The following is a 20,026-nucleotide window of genomic DNA, read 5'->3' as shown; positions in this document are numbered from 1 at the left end:
TGTCCTCCTCCAGCCGGCTCATGAAACGTCCATGCTGTGATAATCATTATCAACTTAATTGTAGATTCGGCAACGTGACAATAACAATGGACAAAATCGACGATCACTTTATACAAAATGGAAGATGCGGTCCCTTCAGTCGCAAGCAAAACCAAATCAAGCTAACGATCGCAGGATATCATCGATTTTTTTGCCGTTGGAAATAATGCCGTTATTCATCCAAGTTAGAAAATCAACCTCGTAAACGCGGTTGTTTCGTACGGCGGGCAGATCGCGCCACTCCGGCTGCTCCAGCAGCTCCCTCTCCTTTCCTTCTGCCTGGCTATGCCACTTATCGAAAGTAATGAACAGATGATCCGCGGTTAATGTACGCAGGTCCTCTACGGAGAGATTGAACATGCCCGGCCTATTCGCTTTTGAAGCTACGCCTACTGCGGAGTGGGAGCGCAAGCCAACATCGCCGTAGAGAACGGTCGAAACAAAACCTTGCCCTTCGTCCGTATATTGAATGATGTGATCCGCCGAGATACGCAAAAAAGCGACCGTTTCATCTTTCAAAACCCGACTCAGCTTATGACTCGCGCTCCGTGCTTTGAAATCATACTTTGCGATAGCATCGTCGGCCAACTCCGTCCTGCCGAAATAGTCGGCGACGGTACGCAGCAGCGTACGCCAATTATCGGTCTGCTCACGCAGGATGTACGTGTTGGAAATGCGTCGGCACTGCGAATATTGCTGTTGCTCGTAACGATCCATAAGCAATATCAGATCCGGCTTATAGCCGGAAAGCTCGTCAAAGTTGCCGCCGTTCTCGTCGAACGTCGGAATATGGTTTAAGCCCAGATAGTCTTGTTTACCCCATTTCGCATGCCAATACTGGGCGATAGGCTGCATATCAAGCGCGACTATAAAATCCTCCAAATACGGCGCCACTACTCTAAGCTGTCCCTTGCGGCTGCGACGGTATGTCCGGGCGACATGCCTACCGTCTGCTTGAAACGACGATTGAAATAATATTCATTGTTGAAGCCTGCATTCAGCGCAATATCGAGCAGCTTGTCGTCGGCGCTTGCCAGCCACTTCTTGGCTTGATTAATCCGTACTTCATTCAAGTACTGGAGCGGTACTTGACCCGTAGCCTCTTTAAACAGGCGGGTATACTTCCAGCGGTCAATGCCCGCGAGGGAGGCCAGCTCCTCCACGGTCAAAAGCTCACGGTAATACTGATGAATATGCCGGATGCTTAGCTCTATTCCATGCCGCTCGCTATCCGTTTCCTTATCCTCGGCAGCAGGTGCATTTTGGCGGAATAGAAAGAGCAGCAACTCTTGAAATCTCACGAATCGTTGGAACAGCTCGAGCTCGTCGCTCGCCCCGCGGAGTAAATACAACTCGTCAAGCAGCTCCATCATCTTCGCGAAGGGTGCGCAGGCAAGCTCTTGCTTATCCGGCAACAAGCTCGAAGCTGCATCGCCGCTCGTTACAAAGCACACTCGGTAATAGCTGCAGCTCATAACCTCTTGAACAAGGGATAAAGTTCTTCCAGGTCCCTGCAAATAACATTTTCCTTGTCCCATCCCGCTCATTATAATGAGCAGTTCAAAGCTATCCTTATCGTTTCTATCGCTGCCGTCCGAATCACTCATTTCCGCTTGCTCGCCCGCAACGATTAAGCGGATCGATCGCAGCACATATTGGACTAAAGGAGCAGTCCCAGCTTGTTTGCGCTGTTCGATATCCATCGTTACTATCAACCGCCTTTTAATTGATATTCATTCTCATTGAATATAGTGTAAATCAAAAAGAGCCGTCCATCAACCTTCGTTGAAAAGCGGCTCTTTCCCAAATCACTCTTATTTCCTGCTAGGAAGCCAGCAATCGAAGCAGATCATCCATCTTCAACCCGTTGGCCGTAATGGCTCCCGTCTGCCAATACGATCTCTCTACGGGATAGACATGGCCGTTCTTAAATGCAGGAACGGTTTGCCATAATGGATCTGCCTTCATTTCCTCAAACGCTTGCGCAGTACTCTCGTCCTCCCATGTACCGTTGGACGGAAGCAAAATAATATGGTCCGCGTCAAGCTCCGGAATGACCTCTTTCGACAAGACGATATTGCTCTCCGTCATCGCCTCGGCGAACCCCGGAGCCTTCAGCCCAAGATCCTCATACAAGATTTGTCCGACAAACGTGTTATGAATGCCGAAAATATTAATCGATTTGTCTACGACGTTCATTCGCAGAACAACAAGCTTCTCATCTCCGATCGCCTCGTTCAGCTTCGCCTTCACATCGGCAATACGGGCTTCGTAATCGGCAAGAACCTGCTCCGCCTTGTCGCTGATGCCAAGCAAATCAGCGATTAAGGTCAATGTTTTGCGCGAATCCGCAAGTACGTCGTCCGGCAAGCGGAACGTCGGTGCAACCTTGGAATAGAGCTCGTATTGTGCTGCATCGACCTCTCCGGCGCCGATGATTAAGTCCGGCTCGGACACCATCAAGGCTTCGATGCTGCCGGTCACGTCGAACAACGGCACTTCCAGCTTCAAGTAATCCTGCTTGCCCCACATCGGGTTATAATATTGCACAATAGGCGTTACCCCAAGCGCAACCAAATAATCTTCACGATAAAGAGCTGAGATTCGCTTCGGATTTGTCGGAATCTCTACCTCTCCGAAGCCATCGGTTACGACGCGTATTTCCGTCTGAGGCGGAGCTTCGCTTGGCGCTGCCGTTGCTTGTGAAGACTGATCGTTAGTCGCCGTGGCCACAGCTTGATCGCCTGTCGAGCCGCAACCTGTCACCGTAATCATTGCTGCCGTTATAAGCGATATCCATCCTGTTTTCATAAATCCTGATCTTGCCATGATTAAATTCACTCCCATAAGTTTTATGTCTTGTAGCAAAACAATCCATTTATTTATAATGATAATCATTATCATTTTTCATGAGTAGATTGTACCTCATATTGGATTGCATGCTCAATACACATTCTCTACGACCGGCTTTATACAAACTCGTCACTTTTCCCAAAAGAAATGACTGTTATCAGCAAGCCGCATTTGTCGGTCACGATGTATACATTTTCTGAAGCCAATTGCTGACTCTTTGTTGGCTTCTCAGCAAAAAAATACACCACCGTGGCATATACCACTTTGCGATGTATTTTTAAATGTACTTACTATTATGCTTTTCCTTGACCTTACTCTTCCCCCACCACAACCGGATTCTCATCGTAAGAAATCCAGTCACTCCAGCTGTCGATTCTGTTCTGAAAATGGTTACAGGCTCAAAGTCATGGCATGTACAAAGCCACTTTGAAACGTTAGCTTCATTAGATCGTCACCATCGCTGATCATGGATCGTCTTCCCCGTCACCAAGACCAAGAGCTCGGTTTTCGACCCGCCAGCATATCCAGGCTAAACAATACCTTTAAGACGCACGCAGGCCTATTCCGATCTATTCCGCGCGCTCCCCCTCGTCAGCAAGGCACTCGATGAAGCCCGGATGTATTCCAAACCTATTTACTTCGCTTGAGATTCCTTTGGCAGCAGAAGCATACATGCCCAAGCAGAGCGAGAGACTGTACAGTCCTGGGTGCATAGCGATTTGAAAATGTTTTCAGTATTCGGGGTTAAACCCAGTTTAACCCAATTAAACGGAGTTAAACCGCCTTGTCCGCATTGGAATAATTTCAGTATTAAATAAGCACTACATGCGCCGTTATTGAAAAAACTTACTTAATGAAATTCTATCATTATGAAGTAAAGCTCGGATCTCGCGATATTACAACAATGTATTTAAAGCCATTGCAACAAAAAAATACAGCCCGCCTCTTAAGGGAACTGCATTTGTTTAAAGGTTTTTAATTGGATGGAATGATTCGAATATCCTTATCCAAATTGACAAGCATCATGAAATTACGATTGAAAGTAAAGATGCGTTTTACCTGATAATAGGACATAGTGACAGCAGTCAATGCTTCACTGAGAGAGAAACGGAGCTCGGGCCTGTCTAGAAGCAGTCTGCGCGATTCCTTCACAAATTCAGGGCCGCTGGAGATGACCTCAAGCTTGCCTATACTCACTGCTTTATCAATTGCATTCAGAAAATATTCCGCCTGCTGATAGCTGTATTCATAGCAGAGCCATTCGTGAAGATCAAATATAATAGAGTTGGTCGTCACGTAATTACGTTCAAGATCATGCAAATCCAGAAACAGGGAACGGGCTTTCACATAGCGGGGGTTTTCAGGGTTCATTAAAGCGGCTAAAGCTGTTTCATCCAGAAAAATGATATCCTGAAAGTTCAAGTGGTTATCCATATGTCAGCACTCCTTATTCCTCTCGTTTGCAAATACCATCCAAATACAGAAGTGGGTTATCTTCCTTTTGATCCACTGAGATGGGGGTTGATTCGTTTTGGGCGTTTACGCTTACCAGGTACTGGACAATGATTTCATTTGCGATCGCTTGCACGTTCGTACTTTGCAGATCGGCGATTGCTTTCAGCTCAACGTAATATTGCGGATTGAGTTCTATAGTACCTTTTTCTTGTTCTTCACTTCTTGAAGATATGAATCCTGAAGCGGTAGACTTCGCTTTTTCGTATTGATTTTGAATGAAGCGTTTGTATTTATTCACCAGCGCGATTCACTCCTTCTGTATAGCTTTTATAAAGATTCGTCGAATATTGTCGATTTCAGGGGGCAAAGTTGGTGGAAAGCTAGATTCTGGTTTTCTGAAAGGTAATAGGCGTAATAGTAAAATAAAAGTTGTTGAGCGAAAACGCCAAAGAGGACCGTGACAGCTCGCCCTCCAGGCACGCTGCACAGCCCTCAAACCCGCCCAACGCGGTCACTCGACTCTCACTCTTCCCCTGTCGCCACTGGATTCTCGCTATACGGAATCCAATCGCTCCAACTCGATTCAATGCCGGCCGCCCCGTATATACGGTCGTCCTCACAGGCAAGATGCTGGAATGCGGAAGCCAGACTGTCCGCAAATTTTAATTGAATCGATCCATGCCGCTCGACTTGTCTAGCTGCTGCAGTCTCTTTGACGGCTTCGGGCAGCACGACAACAATCCATCGCAGGTGCGCATGTTGGAGGATCGGCAGAGCTTTCAACATCGAATCCAGAGTGGCGACCGTCCTTTCGGCGATAATCCGATTATCGATCAGAAGGTGAAAGGGCTGCGTCGCCTCTTGCAAAGCCATGTGCGCATCCGCAGCGATATCCCGGAAATCCTCCATCGTTACCACCGGTTCAAAATGCGTCAAAGCCAAAATATGATTTTGCACCAGCCACCCTGCTTTATAACGCATGCTTAACTCCCCTTTGTTATGTGGTCAAATATATTGTCGACTATATGCCCATAGCGCCTCAGCTTCTTGGCCTACGGGCAAAGGAACGCGGAAACGCATTGGGCGATCCTGCTTCCAATGCACCCCCGAATGCTTCTCCAAGATCAGCCGACCCAGATAAGCGCTGCCTTTGGCTATCGGCTGGCCGAACATTCGAGACAACAATCGGAACAGCAACGGTGCCTCTTGGAACAAATTCGTTCGAACCATTCCCGGATAGCAAGTATGCACGCGCAACTGCGAATATCGCTTGGCGAGCTCGGAAGCATAGAGATCGACCGCAAGCGCTGCCTTCATCGCGGATGATAGACCGGCTTGAGGTTCAGCCCAAGAGGTCGAAGCATTCTTGTGGACGCCATTACCTCCTACCATAACGATGCATCCGTCAGGTACGATCTTCTTCTGCTGAAGAAGCATCTCCGATAACGCGAATTTACTCAAATAGTTTGTTGCGAAAGTCGTCTCCAACCCTTCATTGGTCAGCCGTGCCTCTTTGTCGGTAGATATTCCTCCCGCACACAGCGCCAACGCATTAATCGGCCCTTCGAGCTGTTCCGCTAATCGACGAACATCCGACATCTTGGACAGATCTGCATAGAGGTAGCCCGCCCCCAGCTCGGCGGCAATCTTCTCGCCTTGGGTTCGATTACGACCGACGATCGTTACCTCCCAACCGCGTTCCGCGGCAAAGCGCGCCGTCCCGTAACCGATTCCGCTTGTTCCTCCTGTAACTACGATTCGCATAATGCCTCCCCATATTAATTAGGATCCTAGCTATAAAACAAACGTAATTCATCTTCATACTTATAAACGCACCATTGCACTCACCCCCCTCTTTAATCGTTAGGATCCTAGCTATAAGCGTAGGCGGAAAGCCCCTATTAATAATACTCCTTATCCCCTAGATTCTTGGCCACTCGTTGCAGCCACTGTCCCAGCAAATCTCTCTCGGCTTGCGTGAACCCTTTAAGCATCTCGTTCTCGAATTCCAGAATAAGACCGACCAGCTTACCGAACACCTCGTTGCCCTGCTGCGTGAGCGTCACAACGTTAGCCCTTCCGTCCGTGTGGCTAGGCTTGCGGGAGATGTATCCCCGAGCCTCCAGCTTATCTAATATTCCGGTCAACGTCGCGGATGTAATTCCACTATGATGCTGGAGCTTCTGCTGCTCCAATCCCCCGGATTGAGCCAAATAGCCCAGGATCTCGAATTGCGAAGTCGTCAGATTGAATGTGCTTAACCGCACGTCAAGCTCTTTGCGCATAATAATATAGGTTCTTTTCAAATAAAGGATGGATTGAGACATGCGGTATGGCTCCATTCTGAGATCGTGTCGATATTACTAGCATCCTAATTATAAGTTGGATATTTCCAGAATGTCAACCGACTTCGCTTCATAAGTATCTCAAGTTGCGCTTGTCGTTCAGCCCGACCTTGAATTTCGGCATACAAATAAAACGGAACTACGACGATTTCCGCACGTAACTCCGTTTCCCTTGTCACGACTAGGGAGTCGATATTCGAACTCGCCCGCCTCCTCTATGAAAACATCGTTGATTTCGTGTTGATTATCGATTTTGTTTCCTCAAGTTGTTGACTTGCTCTGGAGTCGGAAGCCAAACAGTTAACACTAACGACTTTGGAAGGCAACCCGCTATGGTTAGACAGGCTTAAGTATAACGAGCGTGATCACTTGGTCAGCTACGCCCGCTCTGTTAGTACTTTCAGGAGTGATACGTTGACTCCTTGTTAACTCAGAACATAGAAAAATACATCGCCCAGGCATGTAAGCTACATGGCGATGTATTCAACGGTAAATACTGCTACATGTATTTCGGTTCTTCCTCGTCTCCCACGGCTATCGGGTTGGTTGAGTCGCTGATCCAGTCACTCCAGCTTCTTACTCCCCCACGAACCCCCATGCTCGGATTGTTCCAAAGGCAAAAGGTGGGGGTTCCGATCAGCGCAGCGGGAATGCCTCGGATGATATGCCAACGCCCATGTGCAACGACCTCCCTTGGCTACGCTTGGGAGGATTTGTGGTGTTAGAAGCCCGTGGAGGACGGGGCTTGAGCGGCAATCCGGTTTGAGCCGGGGGAAGTCATCCACCCGTGGCTGGGTCAAGCCGAACGGATCGCCAACAAAAGGCCAAGTGAAGTAAGGTAGCACCCAGAGGTAGATGGGGGAGCCGCCGCTGTTGTTTGCAGGCTGTTGGCAGTTGTTTTCAGCCAAATCCCAATAACTTTATTTCGTATGATTGTTTGGACTTAACTTCCAGAACTACTTAATCCCATGTACAGAGTAGGATCTTCTGGGAGGTTCTACTAGGGACTTGCTTCAGCGCTTGTTGCCTTTCCAAAGACGTCCTTGATAGCGGCAATGACCGCGTCCGGGCGCTCCAACTGCATAACGTGGCTGGAGTCTGCGAGAACTTGGTGCGTGCTGTTGGAGGACCAACTGGCTTCCTCGGCCTGCATGCTTGCCCAGGCTGCTTCCGCACGATTGAACTGTTCGCGCGTGAGGCCGCTTGCGGTCTGTTCGGCTTCGCTGAATGCACTCCAAGGCTTTCCTCTGGAAAGCACGGCGAGGGGCAGGTTATCGAGGGTGCGAAATGTGCCGGCCTCGCTTAGCGACTCTTCGAATACGGCTGCCTCTGCGAATGCGGCTTTGAGCGATGTCGGTTGATAGGCTGTGATTGCTTTTGCCGTCTGGGACGGCAACTCCGGGATTTCAGCATCGGGAAGCACGAGCCTCGGCAAACCGGTCCACGCGGTTGCGGAGAGGGCGCGAAACACGAATGGAATCGGATCGCTCGCTGGCTCGTCGGTAGCCTGAGCGAGGCGCGCGGTCTGCTCAGGATGTGAGGCGTCGACCAGAACCATCCCGGCGACCTCTTTTCGGTAGTACTTGGTGAAAGTCATGACGTACGGGCCACCCATGGACGCACCGACCAAAACATAAGGCGGTTGTTCATTTGCAGCACGCAGGACCTTATGAAGATCTTCGGCAATGGCGCGACTGTTTCGCCGACCTTTGGCCGGATCGCTCCACATAATGCCGGCCCGGTCATAGGAGCAAACCCGCGTGAACCGGGCGACCTGTTCCTGCACGGGTTGCCATAGCGGAGACCCGCTTGTATCGGCACCCGCCTCGAGCACGACGAGAGGCGTGCCTTGACCCTTGCAATTCAGATGGATCTGTCGACCGCCAATGTCCACAAGCCTTCCAGGGGCCGGGAAATCCTTAGCAACCCGGTTGCGAGCTGCCTGTTCATAAAAGCCGCCGATCGAGACTAGAGCGACTGCAAGGATAGAGATGGTGATGGCCACGCGCTTTACCCAACGACTAAAAGATAGACGCATAATCTTCCTCCTACTGTAAAAGTAATGTTTTCTCCTGCTTTCTCGTGAATTCTTTCATCCCTACACACTCGCGCCAGTCCAGCCGAAATGACGTAGACTATGTTCGAGGTGAAGGAGCCGGTTACCTAATTCATGCAATCCCTCTCCTTTCATTCATCTAGGGATACTATAAGCGTCGCATTTGAATTGAAAATGAACTGAGTGTTACAAAAAACAATCGGAGGCCGGCGACCTCCGATTGTGATGAAATCAGGTGAGATGTGGCTATGTGGTTGTTACAGGCCCTTCCTGAGCGGAAGCTTCACCGTGAAAACCGAACCTCCGCCCGGCTCTCCATCCGCCCGGATTTCCCCTTTGTGCATATCCACGATTTGTTTGACGATGGACAGACCCAGTCCGCTTCCGCTAACGGCGCGGTCACGGGCCTTGTCCGCTTTGTGGAACGGCTTGAAAATATCCATCCGCTGATCCTCCGGTATTCCGATTCCGGTGTCCGTTATGCGGACGACCGCCGACCGACCTTCGGCATAGGCGCGAATGCAAACCCTCCCGCGAACAGGAGTGAATTTAATGCCGTTGCCCAGCAAATTCGTCCATACCTGGCTAAGTTGATCTTCGTCCGCATGGACGGTTACCGGTTCCAGGTCTAATTCGACGGCGATCTCTTTACCCGACCATTGCGGCTCGAGAGCGATGACGACGTTACGGAGCTGTTCGTCAAGCTGGAAAGCCGCCGATTGGACGGGATGACGATCGTGCTGCAAGGAAGAAAGCCGCAGTAGGTTTTGGCTGATCCTGGACAACCTATCGCTTTCTTCCTCGATAATCGTCAGGTAATGCATCCGGCTTTCCTCGCTCATGCGCTTCTGCTTCAACGCCTTGGCGAAACCGGAGATGGACGTCAGCGGCGACTGGATCTCGTGCGATACGTTCGCCACGAATTCCTGCCTCATCCGGTCCAGCTTGGCAAGTTCCTGTGCCATCTCGTTAAAGCTCGCGTTAAGCTGTCCGATCTCATCCTTGCGGTTCGTCCGGAGCTGCACGTCAAAATTGCCTTGAGCCATTCGCCCGGCCGCATCTCTCAACTGAAGAAGCGGCTTCACAATGAATCGCGCGGCGACCAGAATGAGGGAACTTCCGATCAGAAAGACGGTCAACAGCTCCGTGTTGACTTCTTTGTTCGACTGCATCCACATTTCATTGCTCTTCAGCATGACGAATAAGGCATAGGACTTGCCGTCAACCGAGAATGGGAGTCCGACCATCGGATACCGGCCTTCGTTCACGATGTCTCTGGCCACGCCGCCGGCTAGCACGTGACGAATCCGTTCCGCATCGGGAACGACAGGCTCCGACCTGTCTTCCAGCAACGGCTTGCCTGAGGCGTCGAATAGTTGAATCGCATAAATCGATATGCTGGAAACGTTGTTCATGAAAGGAATCAATTCCGTTCCGGCGGACGAACGGTAGGTCTGAATAATTTGCTTGCCATTCGACAACAAGCTGTTCTCCAGCGTTTGCTCAAACGGTTTCTGGAACAGCAGCGTAGACGCGATGGAAGCGATGATGAGGCTGGCAACGATGACGCCGATGAAGAGGAGGACGATACGGGTATAGAGCGAATTAATCCCGGTACACCTCCAGGCGGTAGCCGAGACCGCGCAGCGTTACAATGCGGAAATCAGACTCGTGTTCGGCGAAGCGATCGCGAAGGCGCTTGATGTGAACGTCCACGGTCCGCTCGTCTCCTTCATAATCCATCCCCCAAATTTCCCCGATCAGATGATCCCGGGTGAACAACTGCCCCGGATAACTCCCGAGCTTGTAGAGCAGTTCGAATTCTTTCATCGGCAGGGTGACCTCCAGACCTCCCTTGTTCACAACCTGGTAGCTTTTGCGATCCAACTGCAGATCGCCAAGCTGGACCGTTTGGGAACAGGCGATCCGGTAACGTTTCAACAGCGCCTTGACCCGCAGCGTAAGCTCCATTGGGTCGAACGGCTTCGCGAGATAATCGTCGGTACCCAGCTTGAAGCCTTTAATCCGGTCGGCCGGCTCACCTTTTGCGGTAATCATGAGAATCGGCATGTCCCCAAGCTCGCGGAGCTTGGCGCATAAATCCCAACCGTCCATTCCCGGCATCATGATATCCAGGACGACCAGATCCGTCGAATGATTCTCGGTGTATTCCAGCGCTTCAGCGCCGTTTCCCTTCTCCACTACTTCGATCCCTTCATCTTCGAGGTAGAGCCGTACCAGTTCGCGAATGTGTGCATCATCGTCCACAACCAGCACTTTGGGCATTCGCCTTCCCCCTTTCCGCCTGTTCCGTTACATTTTACGACATTTGTTTTAACTCAATATGAACAAAAACCTCCGGCGCGACGGCAATCTCCACTGACTTCGCACCCGCAATGTTGCTAGCATATAACATAGACTAGTAGAACGTCCCAGAAGTTCCTATCCTACATATGGGATTAAGTAGTTCTGGAAGTTATGACGAATCCAAATTGTTGACAAAACAAATCTACCATTTCGGTGAGTGTACAACAACTTGACCCGACCGCCCTGGCCCTAGGGTACTAGCAACTGCTTTCCACGACTTCTTGTTTGCAAGCTGTTGAACGAGAACGCCTAAGAGGGCCGCAACAGCCTGCCCCTCGGCAACCTGCCACAGCCCTCAAACCCGCGTCCGACGCGGCCTCTCGGCTCTTACTCGTCCCCGGTCGCAATCGGATTCTCGCTGTACGAGATCCAATCGCTCCAGCTCCCCGCATACAACCGAACCTTATTAAAGCCAGCTTCCTGTAAGGCAATCACATTCGGCGTAGCCGTGACACCGGAGCCGCAGTAGACGATCAGCTCGCGGTCGCGATCCAGGTCGGCGAAACGGTCGGCTTGCGCGTCTGCGTCCTTCCAGGCGCCAGACTCGCCGAGGCCGTCCTTCCAAAAACGATTAATCGCGCCCGGGATATGGCCGGCGACCTTGTCCAGCGGCTCTACCTCGCCGCGATAGCGGGGCGCTTCGCGCGAGTCGATCAGCGTGACGCGTTCGTCGCCGAGCAACTCCTTTACCTCTGCCATCTCGACCAGCATCGTGTGCTGAACGGTAGCGAGATACTTGGACGGAATAAGCACTCTCTGCTCCGCCGTTATCGGGAAGCCCGCGTTGGTCCATGCCGTAAAACCTTCGTCCAACACGAAAACTTGCTCGTGGCCGAGATACTTCAGCAGCCACCATAAGCGTGACGCCATGGCCCCGCCCTGGTCGTCGTAAACGACGACGCGCGATTCGTTGCTGATGCCGACGCGGCTTAGCGCGACGGTCAGAGCGAAGATGTCCGGCAGCGGATGACGGCCGCCATGGCCATCCTCGTCAAGCGGAGCGGACAGATCCTTCTCCAGATCCAGATAGACGGCTCCCGCGATATGCGATGCTTCATATAATTCGCGGCCGGCGTCCGGCTTGCCCATCAGGAACCGGCAGTCGACGATAACGATGTCCGACTCGTACAAACGCGCCAGCAGCCATTTCAGTGATACGATATTGTTCATTGCTTCATTCCGCCTTCCAGCTTCTATCATTCATGCGTCCTATTATACCGGAAACCAGCCCGAAGGAGAAAGCGGCAACTTCACATTCTCTTTTGCCAAGATTATGCTATGATCAGTTTATATAGCAGATGGAGTACGATCCATAACCTATGCTAATGACGAACGACGATCTGAGGTGACGCATGGAACCATCGACTATTATCGGCGCCCTCGCCCGAATGACGACGATTCCCGAGGAAGAGGAGCGGCATTTCCTCAAGCAGTTGTTCTGGAAACCCGTCAAAAAAGGGCAATTCCTCCTTCATGCCGGAGACTTCTGCGAAAGCATTTTCTATTGCGAAGAGGGACTTTTCCGCATGTTCTACGAGAACGAGGACGGCTCCGAGCATATCAAAAGCTTCGTGACGGAAGGAAAGCTGTTCACGGATTACCGGGCGTTGCTAACGGCCGAACCGGCCTTCCTTTCGATTCAAGCGCTCAAAGATTCCCGCATCGCCTTTTTTACGAAAACCGCGATGGAGACACTGTACGAACGCCATGCCTGCTGGGAACGCTTCGGCAGGAAGTTGGCGGAGGAGCTGTTTATCGCCAAGTCGCGCAAAGAGCGGGAACTTGTCGAACTAACCGCCGAGGAACGTTACCGCTTGTTCCAGAAACAGTACCCGGATCTGGAAAGCCGCATTCCCCAGTATCAAATCGCCGCCTTTCTCGCCATCAATCCCGTATCGCTCAGCCGGATTCGCGGCAAACGATAACAAGCCCACAGTCACGGAAAAGGCAACAGGGAACAGGAACCACGAAACAAGAGACACATGAAACACGAAATAAGCTGCATCGGCGGTTCCCTGTGTACTAACCCGCGGATGCAGCTTATTTGTATAATGGCTGTTGCAGACAGAACTCCAGCCCTTATTCCTTAATACTTGTCTTCAGTACTTCATCCACGACCAGAATTTTGCTGATTGGACCGTTGCCGGGCACCAGATATCTAATGCTGAGAAAAACGTAAAACGTTTCTCACTCCCATCGCGTCAACACGATCGGGCCGCCCTTCGTAATCGCGACGGTATGCTCGAACTGCGCCGCCCAAGCACCGTCGATCGTTCGGGCCGCCCAGCCGTTGCGGGCGTAGAACACGTCGGGCTTGCCGGACGTAATGATCGGTTCGATCGTAATGACCATGCCTTCCTCCAGCTTGACTCCTTGTCCCGGAGGGCCTTGATAGGCGACCTCGGGGTATTCGTGTATATCCCGTCCAATGCCATGACCGAAGAACATCGGTATGACATGGCAGCCCTCCCGCACCGCGCGCTTTTGGACCGCGTGGCCGATATCGCCGATGTAATTGCCGGGAAGCGCCTGCTTGATGCCGTCTTGCATCGCTTGCTTGGCTACGCGAAGCAGCCGCTCCGTGGCGGCCGTGGATTTGCCGACGATGTACGTCCAGGCGGAGTCGGCCTTCCAGCCGTTTAGGTCGGCCACCATATCTATCGTGACGATATCGCCGGATTCCAGCGGTTCCGCGTCGGGAAAGCCGTGGCACGCGACATCGTTGACGGATGCACAGGTTGCGTACGGATAACCTTTAAATCCTTTCTGCGCCGGCACGGCTCCCCGCTCGATCATAAACCGCTCTACGAACCGATCGATCTCCAGCGTCGTCACTCCCGGCGCGAGGCGCTTCGACAACGCCTTGTGGCACGCCGCCACGATCCGTCCGGCCATGCGGATTCCTCTAATGTGCTCCTTCGTCTTTAATTCCACCGCCATCCGCGCTGCCTCCTTCAATACATGAAATAGGGGTAAAGGACCGTATATGCTTACCCTATTCCGGCATTCGGGAACTCATTCCGCCTGGCGGCAACGGAGTTGTGAATTTCCGTACAATCCGCTTGCGCTATAGCGTCCGCTGATACAGCTGGCGGTATTCTCCGGGCGTCATGCCTATCTTCTTCTTAAATACTTGAAAGAAGGTACTTTCGTTCGTATAACCTACGCTCTTCATAATCTCCGCCACGCTCAGCTGCCCTTCTTCCAAATACTTAAGCGCATGCTTCAACCGAGTGTCCGTCAGAAATTCGGCAACCGTTCCGGATTCTCTCGCTCGGAAATATCTGCCCAGATACCTGGGAGACAACTCCAGCTCATCGGCGATGACCTGCAGGCACATATTGGGATCGCCGTAACCGTTCTCGATCATTTCTTTGACCGCTTCGACCAGATACTCTCTGCGGTCCGGCCGTTCCTGGATGCGCTGCTCGTAGAACTCCGCCAGCATGGTCCCAATCAGCAAGCGCGCCTCCAAAAACGTTTCCTGCTCCAGAATCCGGCGCGTGTACGTCTGGACGCTGACGAGGCAGCTCTGATAGCGGATGGGATCGCTCGCTCGCATCTCTTGCTTGATAAGCGCAAGCACGTGGAGAAGAGCGTCGTCGAGACTGTCGCAATGCAGCCTGCCCAACTGCTCGAACACGCCGTCTAGCGCCGCCCCCCATCGTTCTTCCCGCCCTTCCCGGAGAGCGGCGGCCAGCTCCGCTTCCACTCCGGCCTGCAGCATTCCCTCTTCGGGCAAACGGCTTCTGTTCTCGTCGAATTGCGGCGTAATGAGGCTCATCGGCCCTTCCGACATCCGGTACAAGGAAAGTCGCTTCACCCTGGCATAATGATCCGATACCTGGCGGTAACCGGCAATCGTATCGGAGATAACGGCCGTCAACGATAGCCGGTAATAGCCGTCGAGCAGATTTTGAATGCGGCGTATTCGCTCCGCCAAGCGCTCCGAAGTCGCCGCGGATTGACCGGCATCCTCGATCGGAACAAGCACGGCGAATTCGTCGCCGAGCATATCCGTCGTTTGAGTCCCCGGCATATCTGCCATCACGTCGGAAGCGATATTTACGATCGCGAACCGGAGCAGCTTCTGCTCCGCCTCGTCCCTTAGCGTTCTGAAGTCCGCGTACCGGTCCAGCTTGAACAGACCTAGCAGATAAGACTGGGCAGACTGCCCCTGCAGCAAATATTCGCCAAATTGCTGCTCCGTAATCGCGGCGCTGTCCGTGATCCACAAGCGCTGCAAATACTGCCTCATGACCTGTTTGCCGGATTGCTTGGAATCCCGCAGCTTCTCCATGCTTCTCGACAATTTATCGTAGGCCGATGAGATGAACAGCCATTCGTCCTTCTCATCCTGTCTACCGGCGTCGCCATGCCGCTTTCGGAATTTGTTGACCAGGTTGTACATCGGGCGGTACAACCGGATAGACAGCCATAACGATACCAGAAAGGACATGACCGTCAGGATGAACAGCGCAAGGAAGGAGAACAGGCCGATGCGGTTGACGCTCGCGAACACTTCCTCATAAGGCTGGATGCTGACCATGCGCCAGTTGCTGACGCCGGATCGCAGATACGTGACCATCTGCTTGCCTTCTCCGCCCTTAATGACGAAGCTTCCCGATTCCGGCGAGTCCGTCAATTCGTCTGCGATCAAGCTCCGAGTCGACTCGTCCAGCTGCGGCATATCGATGGAATCGATGATCCGGCCGCGTTCGCTGAACAAGAAGATGCGTCCCAGCGTGTTCCCGGCATGATTGTTAATAGCCTTAACGTTGTCGAATAGCCAATCCGGCTTGACCGTAAGGACGAGCATGCTTTCGCGGCCGTTATAGCTGCCCGTTGCGGCGTACATCGTATAAACAAACACCCTCTGCTGATCCGGTTTGTCCAAATCGGCCGGCACCATCGTGAACTTCGGATAGGATGCCGGATTCCGAATCACGTCGGCCAGCACGGGCTCCTTGTTGTCGCCGCATAGGACCGGAGCGGTCGGCGAGGTGGAGTAGGAGCAGCCGTTGAAGGCGTTATACACCACGATGGAATCCAGGAACAGATTGGAATTCAACGTCGAATCGAGCCTGGCCAGCTTATTATAGAGCTGGAAGATATCCTGGTCCCTCGTGTTCATCAGCGAGACGATATCCCTGTCGTTGAAGGTGGACACGGCGAGATTTTTGATGAAATCGTTCAGATGATCGATGTTGTAATTGACCTGCTCCAGCACTTTCCGGTTCGCTTCTTCCTGCAGATCGGCGGTGAACATGCGCGAATACATAAAGATGCCCGCGCAGAACAAGGCCATAAATCCGCCTACCAGCACGAAATTAGTCAGTAAAAGCTGTGTAAAAAATCTGCCGGAACGATATCCGCCAAAGCCTGTCTTCATCGTCATCCCCCTAAGCCGCTTTCTATCGGTCTGCCCCAGTCAATAGCCCGTTTGCGAGCAGCCATGCCGACGGATTATGGCGAACGCGGCCATCCAGCTCCAATTGGCTGATCCACGCCTGTCCTCTTCCGATTTTGCGGCCTGCTACCGCCAATGCCGGGGCCCATTCCCCTTCGTCGTTGCGATTGCCGCTCGTTAATACCGGCTGCCAGCCCCCTGCCGTAAAAGTCGTGCCCAGCAAAGGGACAATCCGTTCTTCACGTTCATGATACCATAGGCGGAAATCCTCCGTCCCGGCAAAGTCGACCAGCGGATGCCCCGTATCCCTGGAGACGAAATGGACCGGCATCATGCCGCATGGCCGCACGTCGACCGTATCGCCGAGCAGGTCCCATCGACCCGGGGGAAGCTCCAGAAAGAGCAAGGTCGCGCCCGATTCCGCAAGACTTAGCACCTCGGCCTTCTGCTCCTGATAGGCCTCGAGGCTCCGGATGCAAATGACGTCTCCGACACCCGCTTCTTCCAGTTCTATCGGCACGACCGCCCCCAGCTCGCGCATCCAATCCGGCAACTTGCCGCCAGCGTTGTCCACTACGGCCACACGGCGACCCTCGTTGTCCCGATTGTCTTTGTACCCTGTCGCAGCGTCGGCTCCTTCTCTCTCCTTAGGCCAGACTGCCGCTTCGAACGTCGTTTCGTGCAGCGGCTCTCCCGATGCGTCCGCGAGCTGAAGCCGGAGCACCGCCGTCGTACGTTTGGAGACATGAAGGGGCGGCGTCTCGATATACCCTTGGAATCGGCTGTCGCATAACGGAATATCGGCTTCATGGGAGCCACAGGCCAGCACCTCTCCTCCCGCTTCCAATCGATAACGCAGCCTGGCGCCGGGATAATCCAGCTGCGTATCGTTGCAGATCCAGGCTTCGACTTTCATGCCTTCGTCGCTCCAGTAAGCGAATCGGTCGGACCGCAGCTGCACCGCAAGCGGCGACAATGCCTCTCGGTAAGCGAAGTAAGCTGGCTTGGGTCGCCTGTTCACGTCCATGATCGTCTTCATCCAGCCGGAAGGGAAGGCGTCGATGAACAGATGGATGGCGAACGTGTTCATGCGGCTGTCCCGCCGGAACGCTTCCGTCATGATTCGAGTCGCCCATGCCTGATAACGGTGACTCGCCGCAACCCAATGCTCAAGCCCCTTAGGCGTTTCATAGAAAAAATAATGGAACCGGCCCGTCTGTGCGCCGATAATGGCGTTCGGCGACCAACGCTCTTCCTTCCCGCTTGCCGGAAGCCAATCGGGAGGGTAATGGGCGGTCATGACTTCCGCATAGTCGAGCCCTTCCGCGCCGAATTCGCCGCAACCGTAATGCCAGCCCTCCCTGACGGGCAGCCACCCGCCTTTATGCAGCAAGCCGATGTCCATCCCGTGGCCGTTGTACCAGCACGAGTAACAATGGTAGTCCGGCAGACTGCTGGAAGGCGGATCGTAATCCCCGTCGACATGTTTGATGACGCGATCGGGATTATGCAGCTTGACGGCGATATCGGCGGCATCGAAGAAACGCTCCAGCTCTTGTCGGTCCAAATGCCGGTGGGGCTTGTTGGCGGCGTTCGGGAACGGCTCGTTGATATACGACACCAGAATGTTACAGGGATGAGGGCGGATGAGACGCTCCATCTCCTCGGCCTGACGGACCGCCTCGACGAACTTGTTCCGGCGCAGCACGCCGAACAAGGGCAGGTCGGTCTGCGTCATAAGGCCGAGTCTGTCGCAATAGTCGTAGACCTCCTCCTGCACCGGCCGCTGGGTTAGACGCAGAAAGTTCATATTGGCGAGCTTCGCCAGCAGCAGGTCCTCCAGCAGCTGCTCCCAATCCTCCTTCATCACGCATTGCTGCTCGTGCCCCATCGTATTCGCACCACGCAGTCGGATCTCCCGATCGTTCAGATAAAACTTGCCTTTCGGTTCCGACTCCATATCCTGCCGGAAAGATCGCATGCCAAACGTTCGGCTCTCTGTATCCCGAACATCTTCGCGATCGTCCAGCAGCTTCGCCTGCAATTGATAGAGCCACGGGGTATCCGGCTCCCACAGCCTCGGCTGCTTCAGCTGCAGCGGCACTTTGAAGTAATTGACGCCTTTCGCGACCAATAGCTTGATAGGCTGGCGGTAGGTGCCGTCCCCCTTGACCTTCGCCTTCGTAAAGGTATCGCCCAGTCCCACCTCGACCACGCTTTCGGGCTGCCAGGAATGCCAAGCCACGGTCTCCTCCGCGAAGTTGTACCCGTGCACGGCCAGCTCCAGCCTTATGTTCAGTGCGGCTCTATCCCTGCTGAATACCTCGATCCAGGCTTCCGCACTCTCTTGCTCCGGCATCGGCCGCACGAAGATGTCGCCGATATGGACGGTTGGACGCGCCTCCACGTAGACGTCCTGATAGATGCCCATCCCGGGCGGACAATGATGCCAGCCGTACTGCGGATCGTCATAGCCGGGACCGGTCGCGGCATACAGCTTGTCGCCCTCGAACCGCTCCCCCGGCGCCTCTTCCGTCTCGCTGCTGCCGAACGTAAAGTCATTCTCCACCTGCACGACAAGCACATTGTCGCCGAGTCGGACATGATCGGTACAGTCGAACTCGAAGGGAGCGAAGAACCCTTCATGACTGCCAAGACAGGTGCCGTTGACGAATACCAACGCTTTATAATCCACGCCCTTGAACCGGACGAAGATCGATCCGATCTCGAGTTCCGACTGCGTGATTTCAAAGGTCGTCCTGTAATAGACAACGGCTTGGCCAAGGGGACCGCCGTAATGCGGGATTTGGGCTTCTTCCCAGTCGCCATGGCCTTCAAGCACGCGCTGGAACGCCTCTCTGTCCTCCCTTGCCTGCCGGCGATACAGGAATTGCTTCAGCTTCTTTCGCCGCTTCATTGGAGCGAGCTCAGGCGCCAAGCTTCTCATGTATGGCGCGTAACGTTCCTTCATCTCGTCCAGCGCTTGGCGAAGCTCCAGTTCGTCGTCTACCTTCGCCATGACGGCCCAGTTTCCCGAACTATCGCCGCTGGCCTCTTTCACAGCCGATAGCCCTATATCGGGCAGCTTCGGTGGTAGGACGGGAGCCAGCTCGCCGCCCCTGCCCTCGATGCGCCTCGTGCCGATATCGGCGAACACGTCTCCGCCTCCGCCGCACTGTGCGGCGTGGGATAATCTATTGTCAGCAGGTTGATCTGCCATTTCTACCACTCCCGTATCTCTGTCTGTCTACTGTCCGATTGTCAGCATTCTCGCAAGAGCCGCCGCCGCTTGCGCCCGCGTGACAGCCTTAAGCGGCTGGAATCGCTCATTGCCCGTTCCCTGCATAATGCCCGCCTCCGTCAATTGCCGTACGGCTTCGAGCGCCCACTCGCTAATCTGGCCGCTGTCCGCATAGGCGTTGCCTACAGTCGCGGTCCCGAACGTCATGTCGGCATAACGGCGCGCGCGATCCAGCATGACCGCCATTTGTTCGCGGGTAA

At 53.4% G+C, this 20,026-nt stretch carries 17 protein-coding genes; 1 reads left to right on the top strand and 16 read right to left on the bottom strand.

Going from position 1 to position 20,026, the window contains the following annotated elements; all coding sequences use genetic code 11:
• Nucleotides 1-156 precede the first annotated feature (156 nt).
• The 12 genes from PAT3040_RS39055 to PAT3040_RS26590 all read right to left on the bottom strand — a co-directional run bounded on the left by PAT3040_RS39055 (nt 157) and on the right by PAT3040_RS26590 (nt 12,285).
• Nucleotides 157-921 carry an ABC transporter substrate-binding protein gene (locus tag PAT3040_RS39055; RefSeq protein ID WP_258235171.1) on the bottom strand — a complete coding sequence of 255 codons (765 nt, stop codon included), beginning with the start codon at nt 919-921 and terminating at the stop codon, nt 157-159.
• A gap of 11 nt (nt 922-932) precedes the next feature.
• Entirely contained in the window at nt 933-1,742 is an 810-nt protein-coding gene (locus PAT3040_RS39050) for a helix-turn-helix transcriptional regulator (protein ID WP_258235170.1), read from the bottom strand.
• A 121-nt stretch (nt 1,743-1,863) separates the two neighbouring features.
• The gene (locus PAT3040_RS26635) at nt 1,864-2,868 is read right to left on the bottom strand and encodes an ABC transporter substrate-binding protein (RefSeq protein WP_108995066.1); all 1,005 of its coding nucleotides are present in this window, start codon (nt 2,866-2,868) and stop codon (nt 1,864-1,866) included.
• A gap of 999 nt (nt 2,869-3,867) precedes the next feature.
• Complete coding sequence (locus PAT3040_RS26630) at nt 3,868-4,326, bottom strand: hypothetical protein (protein ID WP_108995065.1); 459 nt, start codon at nt 4,324-4,326, stop codon at nt 3,868-3,870.
• Nucleotides 4,327-4,339: 13 nt separating this feature from the next.
• Entirely contained in the window at nt 4,340-4,645 is a 306-nt protein-coding gene (locus PAT3040_RS26625; RefSeq protein ID WP_108995064.1) for a hypothetical protein, read from the bottom strand.
• A gap of 224 nt (nt 4,646-4,869) precedes the next feature.
• A complete protein-coding gene (locus PAT3040_RS26620; protein ID WP_108995063.1) occupies nt 4,870-5,328 on the bottom strand; it encodes a hypothetical protein in 459 nt (152 codons plus the stop codon).
• Nucleotides 5,329-5,352: 24 nt separating this feature from the next.
• On the bottom strand, nt 5,353-6,111 hold the full coding sequence (locus PAT3040_RS26615; protein ID WP_108995062.1) for an SDR family NAD(P)-dependent oxidoreductase: 759 nt from the start codon (nt 6,109-6,111) through the stop codon (nt 5,353-5,355).
• A 137-nt stretch (nt 6,112-6,248) separates the two neighbouring features.
• The gene (locus tag PAT3040_RS26610) at nt 6,249-6,674 is read right to left on the bottom strand and encodes a MarR family winged helix-turn-helix transcriptional regulator (protein ID WP_181376851.1); all 426 of its coding nucleotides are present in this window, start codon (nt 6,672-6,674) and stop codon (nt 6,249-6,251) included.
• A 1,018-nt stretch (nt 6,675-7,692) separates the two neighbouring features.
• A complete protein-coding gene (locus tag PAT3040_RS26605) occupies nt 7,693-8,730 on the bottom strand; it encodes an alpha/beta fold hydrolase (RefSeq protein ID WP_108995060.1) in 1,038 nt (345 codons plus the stop codon).
• A 275-nt stretch (nt 8,731-9,005) separates the two neighbouring features.
• On the bottom strand, nt 9,006-10,358 hold the full coding sequence (locus PAT3040_RS26600; protein WP_108995059.1) for a sensor histidine kinase: 1,353 nt from the start codon (nt 10,356-10,358) through the stop codon (nt 9,006-9,008).
• Nucleotides 10,354-11,034: a response regulator transcription factor gene (locus tag PAT3040_RS26595; RefSeq protein WP_108995058.1), complete on the bottom strand. Its 681-nt coding sequence runs from the start codon at nt 11,032-11,034 to the stop codon at nt 10,354-10,356. Before PAT3040_RS26595 ends, PAT3040_RS26600 begins: the two co-directional genes overlap by 5 nt.
• A 408-nt stretch (nt 11,035-11,442) precedes the next feature.
• The gene (locus PAT3040_RS26590; RefSeq protein WP_108995057.1) at nt 11,443-12,285 is read right to left on the bottom strand and encodes a sulfurtransferase; all 843 of its coding nucleotides are present in this window, start codon (nt 12,283-12,285) and stop codon (nt 11,443-11,445) included.
• 182 nt (nt 12,286-12,467) lie between these two features.
• Here PAT3040_RS26590 and PAT3040_RS26585 point away from each other — a divergent pair, with 182 nt between their 5' ends.
• A complete protein-coding gene (locus PAT3040_RS26585) occupies nt 12,468-13,040 on the top strand; it encodes a Crp/Fnr family transcriptional regulator (protein WP_108995056.1) in 573 nt (190 codons plus the stop codon).
• A 262-nt stretch (nt 13,041-13,302) separates the two neighbouring features.
• Here PAT3040_RS26585 and map read toward each other — a convergent pair whose 3' ends face one another.
• From map to PAT3040_RS26565, 4 genes are all read right to left on the bottom strand, one after another.
• Nucleotides 13,303-14,055 carry a type I methionyl aminopeptidase gene (map, locus tag PAT3040_RS26580; protein ID WP_087570464.1) on the bottom strand — a complete coding sequence of 251 codons (753 nt, stop codon included), beginning with the start codon at nt 14,053-14,055 and terminating at the stop codon, nt 13,303-13,305.
• Between the two features lie 127 nt (nt 14,056-14,182).
• Nucleotides 14,183-16,507 (bottom strand): AraC family transcriptional regulator, encoded by a 2,325-nt coding sequence (locus PAT3040_RS26575; RefSeq protein WP_181376850.1) that lies wholly within the window; start codon nt 16,505-16,507, stop codon nt 14,183-14,185.
• 22 nt (nt 16,508-16,529) lie between these two features.
• Nucleotides 16,530-19,745, bottom strand: coding sequence for a glycoside hydrolase family 2 protein (locus tag PAT3040_RS26570; protein ID WP_108995054.1), 3,216 nt, complete (start codon nt 19,743-19,745; stop codon nt 16,530-16,532).
• A 27-nt stretch (nt 19,746-19,772) separates the two neighbouring features.
• A partial coding sequence (locus PAT3040_RS26565; protein ID WP_181376849.1) for an S-layer homology domain-containing protein occupies nt 19,773-20,026 on the bottom strand: 254 nt, incomplete at its 5' end.

Origin of the sequence: Paenibacillus agaridevorans, assembly GCF_003112455.1 — a bacterium.
GTDB classification, from domain to species: Bacteria; Bacillota; Bacilli; order Paenibacillales; family Paenibacillaceae; genus Pristimantibacillus; species Pristimantibacillus agaridevorans.
This window is presented reverse-complemented; position numbering and strand designations above follow the sequence as displayed.